Origin of the sequence: Acinetobacter sp. UBA2063, assembly GCF_002333245.1 — a bacterium.
In the GTDB taxonomy this organism is placed as follows: Bacteria; Pseudomonadota; Gammaproteobacteria; order Pseudomonadales; family Moraxellaceae; genus Acinetobacter; species Acinetobacter parvus.
In genome coordinates this window covers 1-12,153 of sequence record NZ_DDAH01000101.1, presented here as the reverse complement: position 1 = coordinate 12,153, position 12,153 = coordinate 1, and the positions used below count along the sequence as shown (strand labels likewise).

Here is a 12,153-nt window from a genome sequence, read left to right as displayed (position 1 = left end):
CTTGGAAACAATGGTTTAGCGATGAAGCTGAGGCCGTTGCGTCACAACAACGCATTGCTCCGCTACTGGATAAAATCGATCAGCAGCGTTCGGAAATCAACACTTTGCTGGTTGAAGCAAAACAATACCAGAACCGTATTCACCGCATGCAAAAACGCCAGCGCCTGATCAATATTGGCTTTGCTGTATTGAGCTTTATTTTTATTGCCTTTTTTGTTTATAATATGTGGATACAATAATTTCATAATATTTTACTTTTCACACGCATAATGACGATTTAAAACTTGACTATTTTAGTCGGAATTCATAAAATTTAGTCATCTAGTCTAATCATGTGTATCGAATTATGCGTCTTACAACTCGTGGTCGTTACGCAGTGACTGCTCTACTTGATTTAGCTTTGCAGCCAACTGAACAAACAATCACGCTTGCGGAAATAGCAGCTCGCCAATCCATTTCAGTCGCTTATTTGGAACAGTTATTTGCAAAACTTAAGCGTCACGGGTTAGTTTCAAGTGTTCGTGGTGCAAATGGTGGTTATCACCTTGCACGACATGCCAGTGAAATCACCGTACTAGAAATTATTGAAGCTGTAAATGAAACGGTCGATGCGACTCGTTGTGACCACAAAGGCAACTGCCAAAATGGTGCAATGTGCTTAACGCATGACTTATGGCAAGAACTCTCCCACCATATTGCCGATTATCTTGCAAAAATCAATCTTGCTGACCTGATTTCCCGTGACAACGTTCAAACTGTTGCCATTCGCCAGAATTCAGTAAGTCTCGATTCAGCCTTTCTATCGGTTACAGGTATTTGACATGAAACGCCCAATTTATCTTGATTATGCAGCAACAACACCATTACTTCCTGAAGTTGCAGAACGTATGATGGAATGCTTAACTTTCGAAGGGACTTTTGGTAACCCTGCCTCACGCTCACATGCTTATGGCTGGCAGGCTGAAGAAAAAGTTGAATATGCCCGTGAGCAAGTGGCCAATCTGATCAAGGCTGATCCTCGTGAAATCGTCTGGACTTCAGGTGCAACTGAATCTGACAACCTGGCACTTAAAGGAATTGCCCAATTCTACGGTTCAAAAGGCAAACACATCATTACCAGTAAAATCGAACACAAAGCTGTGTTAGATACTTGCCGCGAGCTAGAAGAACAAGGTTTTGAAATTACTTATTTAGAACCCGAACCACGTACAGGTTTAATTACGCCTGAAATGGTGAAAGCAGCTTTACGTCCAGATACCATTCTTGTATCGCTCATGATGGTGAACAATGAAATCGGTACGATTACTGACGTAGCAGCTATTGGCGAGCTAACACGTGCGAATAAAACATTCTTACACGTTGATGCTGCACAGGCAGCTGGTAAAGTTGAAATCGATCTTTCAACCATGAAAATTGATTTAATGAGCTTCTCTGGTCATAAAATTTATGGCCCTAAAGGAATTGGTGCTCTATTTGTCCGCCGTAGCCCACGTGTTCGCTTAAAAGCACAAATGCATGGTGGTGGTCATGAGCGCGGTATGCGTTCTGGTACTTTAGCAACTCATCAAATTGTAGGTATGGGTGAAGCTTTCGAAATTGCTGGAAAAACCATGCAAGCAGAACAAGAGCGTCTTCGCCACCTACGTGACAAACTTTGGAATGGCTTCCAACAAGACCTTGAGCAAGTGTTCTTGAATGGTCATCCGACTGAGAACGTTGCAAACTATCTTAATGTCAGCTTTAACTTCGTTGAAGGTGAATCATTAATGATGGCGTTAAAAGATCTTGCAGTATCAAGTGGTTCAGCATGTACATCTGCAACATTAGAGCCGTCATATGTATTACGTGCTTTAGGTTTATCCGATGAATTAGCACATAGTTCAATTCGTTTTAGTTTTGGTAAATATACAACTGAAGCAGATATTGATCATGTGTTAACAATTACCAAAGCTGCTGTTGAGAAATTACGTGAACTTTCTCCGCTTTGGGATATGTATAAAGAAGGTATCGACCTTTCAACAGTTGAATGGGCTGAACACTAATTCATTGGAGTTTGAATTGAACTCTTCATTGAAAACAGTGTTTTAACCCTCATATTAATATTAGGCTGACCCCGAGGTTTGGAGAAGCGACATGGCTTATAGTGAAAAGGTAATTGATCATTACGAAAACCCTCGTAATGTTGGTGTATTAGACAAAAATGCAGAAAACGTAGGTACAGGTATGGTCGGCGCACCTGCATGTGGCGACGTGATGCGTTTACAAATTCAAGTCGATGACAATGGCGTAATTGAAGAAGCTCGCTTCAAGACTTATGGCTGTGGTTCTGCAATCGCATCAAGTTCACTGGTAACCGAATGGTTAAAAGGTAAAACGCTTGATGAAGCTCAAGCGATCAAAAACATTGATATCGCGACTGAACTTGCACTTCCACCAGTAAAAGTACACTGCTCTGTCTTGGCTGAAGATGCAATTAAAGCTGCGATTGAAGACTATCGTGGTAAGAAAGCGAAAGCTGTGTGATGACCGAAATAATATTGGAGTTTTCATGATCCATTTAACTGAAAATGCTGCGACTCACATCAGCAATTACCTGCAAAACCGCGGTAAGGGTGAAGGCATTCGTATTGGTGTGAAAACTTCGGGTTGTTCTGGGTTGGCCTATGTACTTGAGTTTGTCGATGATATCGATACACATGATCAAGTGTTTGAGCAACTCGGTGTTAAAGTTTTTGTTGACCCTAAAAGCCTTGTTTATCTCAATGGTTTAGAGATGGATTATGTGAAAAATGGTTTGAATGAAGGCTTTGAATTTAACAACCCTAACCAAAAAGGTGAATGTGGTTGCGGTGAATCATTTACCGTCTAACTAGCAACACCCTCTTTCTTTTCGTCAAAACAGTGTGTTCCGCACTGTTTTAACGTATTTATTAATAGCGGAATTCATCTCCCATGAATCATTTTGAGTTGTTCCAATTACCAGAAGCACTCGATATAGATTTAGCAGCTTTAAAAAAACAATTTTTAAGTTTGCAACAGCAATATCATCCCGATAAAGCCACTGACAAAGATCAAGCATTGATCAAGTCGAGTGAAATCAATCAAGCGTATAAAGTACTCTCACAAGTTGATAGTCGTGCGGCGTATTTACTTGGCTTAAAAAAACAAGATCATCACTTGGATCAGTCCATTAGCGATTTTGAATTTTTACAATCTGCACTCGAAATGCGTGAACAGCTTGACGAAGCCACCTCCACCGAGCAACTTAGTACTTTAAAAGTTGAAGTTCAGCAATGGATTGACGGTTTAGTTCGTGAATTTAAAATCGATTTTGCTGAAGAAGATTGGGCTGAGGCTCGTGATACCGTTCGTAAACTACGTTTTTTTCAACGTGTCATGAATGATATTGATAAAGCCGAAGATCGTATGTTGGACGAAGAAGATGGCTTCGATCTCGATGATGATTTTTAATCCGCTGTTACCAAATATTTTCAAGGGATACCGCACGCATGGCACTTTTGCAAATTGCTGAACCAGGTCAATCTACTGCTCCGCATCAACATCGTATTGCGATCGGCATTGACTTAGGGACAACCCACTCTTTAGTGGCGACAGTGCTATCGGGAAAACCGAAAGTTCTGCAAGATGACAAAGATCGTGTATTACTACCGTCGATTGTTCATTACGCAAAAGATTCAACGACGTTTGGTTATGAAGCCAAGCCGTTTATGATGACTGACCCCAAAAATACTGTTGTTTCAGTAAAACGTTTTATGGGTCGCTCGCAAGCAGATATCAAATTTCAGCATCCGTATACACTTGTTGGTGCAGAAAATGAGATGCCAGCATTTCAAACTGCTGCTGGTCGTAAAACGCCTGTCGAAATTTCTGCAGACATTTTAAAGCAGTTAAAAGATCGTGCCGAAGCAAGCCTCAACAACCCTATCAACGGTGCAGTGATCACTGTTCCAGCATATTTTGATGAAGCACAACGCCAAGCGACACGTGATGCTGCTCAACTTGCAGGTTTGAATGTTTTACGTTTGTTGAATGAACCAACGGCTGCCGCGGTTGCCTATGGATTAGACCAAGATACCAATCTCAGTACAGACCGTAATTATGTGATTTACGATTTAGGGGGCGGTACTTTTGACGTCTCCATCCTACGTTTCTCACAAGGTGTTTTTGAAGTTCTTGCGACTGGTGGACATACCGCGCTTGGTGGTGATGACCTTGACCGCTTAATCGTAAAATGGGCAAAAAAACAGCTTAATATCGAAACTTTAAGCGATGAAGAATATGCTGTTTTTATTGTGGCAGCGCGTCAAGCCAAAGAATACTTAACAGATCATGAAGCTGCTGAATTAAAATTACTGGATGATCGTCTCACTTTAGATCGTCCGACCTTTGAATCGATTATTCAAGTTGCACTCGATAAAACCATGAGTGTATGTAAACGTGTACTGCGTGATGCTAAACTTGAACTCGATGAAATCGAACATGTGGTTTTAGTAGGTGGTTCAACACGTTCATATGCCGTACAAAAAGCTGTACGCGAATTATTTGAACGTGAACCACTCTGTACGATCAATCCTGATGAAGTCGTTGCAATTGGCGCATCTATTACCGCCAACCAGCTCATTGGCAACAGTCAAGATGGTTCATTACTGCTTGATGTCACGCCACTTTCTCTTGGTCTAGAAACCATGGGTGGATTGGTTGAACGTTTGATTTCACGAAACACAGCAATTCCAGTCGCTCGCCGTCAAGAATTTACCACTTATCAAGATGGCCAAACCGCGATGTTGATTCATGTGGTACAAGGTGAACGTGATTTAGTCGAGCATTGTCGTTCATTGGGTCGCTTTGTTTTACATGGCATCCCACCAATGACTGCGGGTCAAGCACGTATTGAAGTGACCTTCCAAGTTGATGCGGATGGCTTACTGACAGTATCTGCGAAAGAAACCACTTCTGGTGTTCAAGCGCAAATTGATATCAAACCATCTTATGGTCTATCTGCAGCGGATACTGAACGCCTCTTGGTTGAAGGTTTCCAACATGCTGAAGAAGACAAACAATTGCGCCATCTGCAAGAAACAAAAGTGGAAGCACAACGTGAGTTGGAAGCTTTAGAACAAGCGTTAAAAGCAGATACTGACTTACTCTCTCAGCAACAAGCACGAGATCTAATTCTTGCTGCTGAAGCGTTAAAAGCTCGCCTTAAAACCGATGAGCTTGCAGCAATTGAACAGGCTGTTCAACAGCTTAAAATTCACAGTGATGCCTTTGCCGCGTTGCGTATGAATCGACATATTGACCATGCCTTAAAAGGTACGAAACTTGAAGATTGGTCAAACTCAAACTAAAGGTATAGGTGATCAATATGCCACGTATTAAAGTTCTTCCTCATGCACAAATTTGCCCAGAAGGTGCAGAATTTGAAGTCGAACAAAATGCCAATTTATGCCAAAGTTTATTAAAACAAGGCATTAAAATTGAACATGCTTGCGACATGTCTGCAGCATGTACGACTTGCCACGTGATTGTTCGTAAAGGATTCGATAGCCTTGAAGAAATGAACGATGTTGAAGCAGATCTACTTGATCGTGCATGGGGTTTAGAGCCTGACTCTCGCCTGTCATGTCAGGTTGAGATCGTTGATGAAGACTTAGAAATTGAAATTCCGAAATATACGATTAATCATGCTTCGGAAAATCACTAAGCTTTATCCATCAAAAAACTCCTCTTTATTAGAGGAGTTTTTTATTCAAGAATAAATCTGGATTATTGTCTAATCTCATCATCCAACGTCAGTTTTGGAATTCCCTGTGCATTGGTAATTTTCTGCTGCTTTTTAATTCGGCCTATCATCTTTTCCAGAATTTCAACCAGTTCAGGATATTCATAATTTTGTACTTCCTCTAAATTAAGTACCAAATGAAAACCCTTATATTCAAAATCAAACCATTTTTGGGTATCTGATTTCTTGCCAGTGAATTTTTCCATCACCTGCCAAGTTTTTACGGGCCCCTGAATGCCTTTTAAGTAAATTGGTACTTTAGGCACACATAGAAATTCATTTTTAATCAGCTGATGTGTGTCATCCGCAATTAGTATTTCATCCACTTCAGCCGCAGACTGTAAACGCGCTGCCAGATTTACATCACGCCCTACAATGGTATAGGCCATACGGTGTGAAGCACCATAGTTCCCAACGTGGCAATAACCTGTACTGATTCCCATGCGGATGTGCAGGGCTGGATAGCCCATTTTCTTCCAGCGTTCACGCAAAAGTTTCATTTGCTGGCGCATGGAAATTGCCATTTCCATACAGGATTTAGCATCCTGCTCCACACCCTGTGAGTTTGGGTCACCAAAGAAAATCAGGATCGCATCTCCCATGAACTTATCCACGGTTGCCTCATACTGCTTGGCAATTTCAGTCATGTGACTAAGATAATCATTAAGCAGGAAAGCTAGATCATCTGGAATAAGTGTTTCTGAGAGTTCGGTAAAACCTTGAATGTCTGAGAAGAAAACCGTTAATTTTTTACGTTTATATTCAATTTTTGCCTCAGCCTCACCCCGCATAATCGATTGCCACAACTGAAGTGGCGCATAACGACTGAGCTGGTTGGCAAACGCAATATAGCGCGTCATTTGATTATGATAATGCTGGCGTTGCTGTCCCAGAATATTGAGACGACGATGCTGATAGTAGTTACCAATCACAATAAACATCATCAGACCAAGCAAGCTCACAACGGTCAGTTCAGGATTGGTTGGCTCAAAGTATTCTTCGGCATTAAAGATAAAAAAAGTACAGAAATAAAAAACCACCACACCAATCAGCCCAATCAGGCAGCCAATTGGCAGGGAAATCTTGTTATTTAGACCAACATACAATAAGGCAAATAAAATGGTAAACGTAGGGACAAGACTTAAATGCAGGCCCGCAAGAACAATGGCAACAATGATGGCTTCACAGGCAAAGACAACATTCTTTTCAATGGTTTTGTCATATTTATATTGCAGCCACTTTTCCAGTTTAGGACAGAACAGAAAATAGACCAATAACAAAGGGAGGATATAGAGTTGATAGCTAGCACTGGTAGAAGTAAAAGTATAGATGACCAAAATCAGCGACAAGATCGAATATCCCATCAATCGATGAAAGTAAGCGAACTGTCTAGGCTCTTTATCAATTAACCTATCTAGTGGCACTCCATCCTCCTATTATTATAGAATACGACTTTTATTCTATTTTCTTTCTGGCTCAGTCCATGCGCCAGTCAAATGGCATGTCACCCTGACCACGCAATGCAAGCATTAGGGTCTGGCGCATATGTGCCAATACATCATTGCTATAAGGCACAGCTGGTGTACCCCACACAGGTTTAGGCCATGCCACATCATTCTGATAGCGCACAACATGATGAAAATGCAGTTGTGGAACTAGATTTCCTAGAGCGGCAACATTCATCTTATCGGCACGGAATACACGGGCGAGCTGGCTGGATAACCAGCTTGACTCACGTAGAAACTGTTCCTGATCTGCCTGGCTGAGTTCATATAGTTCTGTAATGCCTGGCACACGTGGTACAAGGATCAACCAGGGAAATTGCATATCATTCATTAAACGACATGTTGAAAGCGGGAAGTCGCCTACAAAAAATGTATCTTGAGCAAGTTGTGGATGCAAACTAAACATATCTTTATAAATGATGCAGAATAATGATGATCAATACTATCACATCAGTTTTGATGTGAATATTATTAGTCACCTGTTTGATTACAAATAACAATGATTTTCCTCATTTATTGGCGCAACATCCGATCAAAAAATGGTTATTTTTCACCGACAAACCTATATTCGCTTAATTAAACATCAATCCATTTTTCAACTAACTATGCAATTCACCCAGCAATTTATTCAGTAGCTCAACGATAAACTGGATACGTTTGTCATATTCAGCCAGTTGCACCATCACTTTCAAGCGATGCCCACCCTCCATACGGTAGTAGGTCGGATTTTTCTGCATAAGCTGAATAATGCTGATCGCCTGCACAGGTGTATCGGGCGAAAATTCAATGTAGCCACCATTGCTATTGATATCCACTTTGGTGATGCCCAGTTGCTCTGCCCTTAAACGAATCTGGTGCACACTAAACAGTTGCTTTACAGGCTGTGGCGGAATACCAAAACGGTCAATCAACTCCATACGGATGTTATCGAGTTTCTCCTGCGTATCGGTGTTACTGATACGTTTATAGAACAATAAGCGTTGATGTACATCACCCAGATAATCATCTGGAATCAGGGCTGGCATGTGCAGGTTGATTTCAGCCGTCAATGACAATGGTGCATCAAAGTTCGGAGTCTTGCCTTTTTGAATGGCTTTGGTGGCTTTTTCCAGCATTTCCATATACAGACTATAACCAATTGCCTGCATTGAACCACTTTGCTGTTCACCCAGTAACTCACCTGCGCCACGGATTTCCAGATCTTCAGTTGCCAGCATAAATCCAGCGCCTAAAGTCGATGCTCGTTGAATGGCATCCAGACGTTTTTCAGCATCACCTTTAAGATGTTTAATGGAAGGCACTAACAAATAAGCATAGGCCTGATGATGTGAACGCCCGACACGACCACGCAATTGATGTAACTGGGCAAGACCCAGTTTATCTGCACGTTCAATGATAATGGTATTGGCATTTGGAACATCAATTCCTGTTTCAATAATGGTTGAACACACCAGAACGTTATAATCTTTATGGTAGAACTGCTGCATCACTTGTTCCAGTTCACGTTCACGCATTTGCCCATGTGCCACAGCCACTCGTGCTTCTGGCACTAGATGACGGATCGTTTCAGCTGCTCGTTCAATGGTTTCCACTTCATTATGCAGCAAATAGACCTGCCCCCCACGCAGCAATTCACGCAGAATTGCTTCCTTGATGGAGTCATCGGTATGTTCCTGTACAAAGGTTTTCACTGCCAAACGCCGTGCAGGCGGTGTCGCAATAATCGATAAATCCCGCATTCCAGAGAATGCCATATTCAAGGTACGGGGAATTGGAGTTGCGGTTAAAGTCAACATATCCACATCGGCACGTAAGGCTTTAATACGCTCTTTATCCCGAACCCCAAAACGATGTTCTTCATCTACAATCATTAAACCAAGGTTTTTAAACTGAATATTTTCCTGAAGAATCTTGTGTGTTCCCACCACGATATCCACTTTGCCCTCAGCCAAATCCTCAATAGTTTTGAGATGAGTTTTATTACTGCCAAAACGGGACAATACTTCAATACGAACGGCCGTATCAGCAAAACGGTCTTTAAACGATTCATAATGCTGCTGCGCCAATAGCGTGGTTGGAACCAGTACGGCAACCTGTTTACCATTTTGCACAGCGACAAAAGCGGCACGCATCGCCACCTCTGTTTTACCAAAGCCCACATCACCACAGACTAGACGATCCATTGGCTTGGCCAGTTGCATATCATGTAGGGTCGCTTCAATCGCATTGGCTTGGTCAAGTGTTTCCTCATAAGCAAAGCCACTGGCAAATTGCATATAAGCGGTATGGTCCATTTCAAAAGCGAAACCTGGTTTAGATTGACGGCGTGCTTGAATATGCAGTAATTCTGCTGCGACATCGTGAATTTGTTCCAAAGCTTTGCGTTTGGCTTTATTCCACGCATCTGTGCCTAATTTATGCAAAGGCGCAAGATCTGGGTCACCACCGCTATAACGGCTAATTAAATGCAAATTGGTAACAGGCACATAAACTTTTGCAGCATCGGCATAATCGAGTTGTAAAAACTCATGTTCTTGCTCATCAATATTTAAAGTAATTAAACCTGCATAACGACCTACACCATAATCAATATGTACCACAGGTGCGCCAATGCTTAACTCGGTCAAACTACGAATTAAAAACTCTTCTGAAACTTCCTGCTGACGTTTACGACGGCGCTGCACCACGCGATGTTCATACAGCTGATTTTCAGAAATCACCGAAAGTTGATTCGTTAGCAACAAGCCCCGATCTAAAGGCGCGCTGGTAATGGCAACCTGTAACTGATCTTTCTGGAACTGGGCAAAACTGTCTACGGTTTGAATTTCACCTAATACCGCCCGCAAAGCATCTTTTAAAGTTTCACGGCGACCTGCACTTTCCGCAACCAATAAAACAGGATGTTTAGTTTGATCAACATAATGTTTCACCGCCTCAAAAGGCTGTTGCTTTTTAGGATCAACCGCAAGTTTGGGTGGCTGCTCAGCAGCAAGATTGAGTACACCTGCTTTGGCTTCAAATGCTTCTGCTGAGGCCAGAATTCGTGGAAATTGATTTAATGCCTGTAACACATGATTTGGCATTAAAAATAATTCCTCAGGAGGAAGAATCGGTTGATCAATGTTATGACGACGATCCTCATAACGACGAACCACTTCCTTCCAGAAGTTGATGAGTTCATCTTCAACTTCATCATTTGTAATCACAACGCAATTCTTTGGTAAGTAGGTTGTGAGGATGCTTTGTGTTTCCATCAGCTTTTTATCAAAGAATAATGGTAGGTAAAATTCCAGACCTGGGGTCGCAATGCCCTCTAGGACATCCTGATAAATTGGATTTTTCTTGGGATTGGCAGTGGGAAAACTTTCGGCATAACGATCTCTAAAAGTCGAACGCCCCTCTTTTAATGGAAACTCTTTAGCAGGTAAAACAGTAAAGTTTTTTAAGGATTCAGTGGTGCGCTGCGTTTCTGGATCGAAGAATTTCAGACTCTCAATTTCATCATCAAATAAGTCAATTCGAATCGGTTGATCTTGTCCAGAGGCGTAAATATCCATGATGCTGCCACGAACCGCAAATTCACCATGATCATACACCGTATCAACCAACCCATAGCCTGCTCGTACCAACTGATTTTTTTGAGCTTCCAGATCAAGTTTCGGTCCCACCTTAATATCAAAGTGCTCGCCCACAACCCATGAATATGGTGCAACCCTTTGAGCAAGTGTACTTGCCGAAATCAGTAAAATGCCCTTTTGTGGCATATTGGACAGAATAGCCAAACGTTCTGACACAATATCCTGATGCGGTGACAAACGGTCATAAGGCAAAATTTCCCAGTCAGGGAAAATGGTGGGCTTGATGCCATAGAATTCAAGTTCACTTTCTAATTGCGCAAGATGCTGGTTATTGCTTGCAACAATCACATAGAGACTGGAACTTTGCGTGGCTATTTCTTTAAATAATAATGCAGCTGATGATCCAAGCAATGAACCAATCCAGCGTTTTTCGCCTGCTTTGAATTGTTGTAGATTTAATTGAGAGATTTCTTGTTGAAACATAGAGAAAATCGTGCAATTTAAAGGACAATTGACTTAGTTTAGCATGATGTTTTTTATGTGGATATAAATCCAGGAAGAAGACTAACTGGATTTATCTTTTCATTTTTTCTCTAACTGGCGGTCCATCAAGCGAAATAAGGGGCGGGTTAAATTCATAACCGTAGCAGGTGCAGTATTCAGCAAGGCATTCGCAATTGCACCACTGGTACTGGTGATACGATAGGACTTTTGCTGTACTGCCTTGACAATCCATCCTGCTGCGGTAGAGGTATCCCGCATTTGCATATGTTTATAAATCGTTGTTTTAGATGACATCGGAACATGGGTGGACATGGTCGAGATATTAATCACATGTCCTCCACCATTTTCCAGAAAATGTGGCAACAGACCTAATGTCAAACGAACCGCTGCAAAATAGTTGATTTGCAGAGACCATACCATTAAACCTGAGCTGTTATTTTGCAAAGATTACTGGCGTACTGATAATCATCAATCTGCCTGTATGATGATTGTTAGGAATCTGGGTTGGGGCGTGCTACCTCTGGAGATGTTTAATGAAAATCCTGAATTAAAGAAAAAGTTAAAAATCATGAAACTTTATGATTTTACCCCCAAATTTGAATATTATGTGGATTTGGTCTGGAGTCGTGAAAACAACTTGGGTGCAGCAGCACGCTTCTTAATTGAGCATATCCGCACACAACGCCAACTCAATAACAAATAATAAAAAGCGAACAGATAAATCTCTATCTACAATCAAAGCCATGCTTTGCTTTCACGCAGA

The 12,153-nt window shown here is 41.6% G+C and carries 10 protein-coding genes and 3 pseudogenes; 9 read left to right on the top strand and 4 right to left on the bottom strand.

Annotation, left to right across the window (positions count from 1 at the left end; all coding sequences use genetic code 11):
* The 8 genes and pseudogenes from B4H32_RS04555 to fdx all read left to right on the top strand — a co-directional run.
* A pseudogene (locus B4H32_RS04555) lies at positions 1-239 on the top strand (hypothetical protein); the annotation flags it as partial.
* A gap of 107 nt (positions 240-346) precedes the next feature.
* Positions 347-820, top strand: coding sequence for an Rrf2 family transcriptional regulator (locus tag B4H32_RS04550; protein WP_004677860.1), 474 nt, complete (start codon positions 347-349; stop codon positions 818-820).
* A gap of 1 nt (position 821) precedes the next feature.
* Entirely contained in the window at positions 822-2,042 is a 1,221-nt protein-coding gene (locus tag B4H32_RS04545) for an IscS subfamily cysteine desulfurase (protein ID WP_004680961.1), read from the top strand.
* A 91-nt stretch (positions 2,043-2,133) separates the two neighbouring features.
* Positions 2,134-2,523, top strand: coding sequence for a Fe-S cluster assembly scaffold IscU (iscU, locus tag B4H32_RS04540; RefSeq protein ID WP_004677862.1), 390 nt, complete (start codon positions 2,134-2,136; stop codon positions 2,521-2,523).
* A 25-nt stretch (positions 2,524-2,548) separates the two neighbouring features.
* Positions 2,549-2,869, top strand: a complete 321-nt coding sequence (gene iscA / locus B4H32_RS04535) for an iron-sulfur cluster assembly protein IscA (protein WP_004661460.1) — start codon at positions 2,549-2,551, stop codon at positions 2,867-2,869.
* Between the two features lie 83 nt (positions 2,870-2,952).
* Positions 2,953-3,471: a Fe-S protein assembly co-chaperone HscB gene (hscB, locus tag B4H32_RS04530; RefSeq protein ID WP_004680963.1), complete on the top strand. Its 519-nt coding sequence runs from the start codon at positions 2,953-2,955 to the stop codon at positions 3,469-3,471.
* A gap of 38 nt (positions 3,472-3,509) precedes the next feature.
* On the top strand, positions 3,510-5,369 hold the full coding sequence (gene hscA, locus B4H32_RS04525) for a Fe-S protein assembly chaperone HscA (RefSeq protein WP_004680964.1): 1,860 nt from the start codon (positions 3,510-3,512) through the stop codon (positions 5,367-5,369).
* A 17-nt stretch (positions 5,370-5,386) separates the two neighbouring features.
* Positions 5,387-5,725 (top strand): ISC system 2Fe-2S type ferredoxin, encoded by a 339-nt coding sequence (fdx, locus tag B4H32_RS04520; protein ID WP_004680966.1) that lies wholly within the window; start codon positions 5,387-5,389, stop codon positions 5,723-5,725.
* 62 nt (positions 5,726-5,787) lie between these two features.
* Here fdx and B4H32_RS04515 read toward each other — a convergent pair whose 3' ends face one another.
* The 4 genes and pseudogenes from B4H32_RS04515 to B4H32_RS04500 form a co-directional block, all read right to left on the bottom strand.
* Positions 5,788-7,227 carry an adenylate/guanylate cyclase domain-containing protein gene (locus B4H32_RS04515; RefSeq protein ID WP_286800367.1) on the bottom strand — a complete coding sequence of 480 codons (1,440 nt, stop codon included), beginning with the start codon at positions 7,225-7,227 and terminating at the stop codon, positions 5,788-5,790.
* A gap of 52 nt (positions 7,228-7,279) precedes the next feature.
* Positions 7,280-7,714 (bottom strand): HIT domain-containing protein, encoded by a 435-nt coding sequence (locus B4H32_RS04510; protein ID WP_004677866.1) that lies wholly within the window; start codon positions 7,712-7,714, stop codon positions 7,280-7,282.
* 193 nt (positions 7,715-7,907) lie between these two features.
* Complete coding sequence (gene mfd / locus B4H32_RS04505; protein WP_286800364.1) at positions 7,908-11,369, bottom strand: transcription-repair coupling factor; 3,462 nt, start codon at positions 11,367-11,369, stop codon at positions 7,908-7,910.
* A gap of 99 nt (positions 11,370-11,468) precedes the next feature.
* Positions 11,469-11,801 (bottom strand): annotated as a pseudogene (locus B4H32_RS04500) (hypothetical protein); the annotation flags it as partial.
* Here B4H32_RS04500 and B4H32_RS04495 point away from each other — a divergent pair.
* Positions 11,797-12,093 (top strand): annotated as a pseudogene (locus B4H32_RS04495) (LysR family transcriptional regulator); the annotation flags it as partial. The pseudogenes B4H32_RS04500 and B4H32_RS04495 overlap by 5 nt on opposite strands.
* Positions 12,094-12,153: the final 60 nt, after the last annotated feature.

What these genes read in the sequence shown, in the direction of transcription:
- B4H32_RS04550 (WP_004677860.1), top strand. Translation starts at nt 347, where the DNA reads ATGCGTCTTACAACTCGTGGTCGTTACGCAGTGACTGCTCTACTTGAT.
- B4H32_RS04545 (WP_004680961.1), top strand. Translation starts at nt 822, where the DNA reads ATGAAACGCCCAATTTATCTTGATTATGCAGCAACAACACCATTACTT.
- iscU (WP_004677862.1), top strand. Translation starts at nt 2,134, where the DNA reads ATGGCTTATAGTGAAAAGGTAATTGATCATTACGAAAACCCTCGTAAT.
- iscA (WP_004661460.1), top strand. Translation starts at nt 2,549, where the DNA reads ATGATCCATTTAACTGAAAATGCTGCGACTCACATCAGCAATTACCTG.
- hscB (WP_004680963.1), top strand. Translation starts at nt 2,953, where the DNA reads ATGAATCATTTTGAGTTGTTCCAATTACCAGAAGCACTCGATATAGAT.
- hscA (WP_004680964.1), top strand. Translation starts at nt 3,510, where the DNA reads ATGGCACTTTTGCAAATTGCTGAACCAGGTCAATCTACTGCTCCGCAT.
- fdx (WP_004680966.1), top strand. Translation starts at nt 5,387, where the DNA reads ATGCCACGTATTAAAGTTCTTCCTCATGCACAAATTTGCCCAGAAGGT.
- B4H32_RS04510 (WP_004677866.1), bottom strand. Translation starts at nt 7,714, where the DNA reads ATGTTTAGTTTGCATCCACAACTTGCTCAAGATACATTTTTTGTAGGC.
- mfd (WP_286800364.1), bottom strand. Translation starts at nt 11,369, where the DNA reads ATGTTTCAACAAGAAATCTCTCAATTAAATCTACAACAATTCAAAGCA.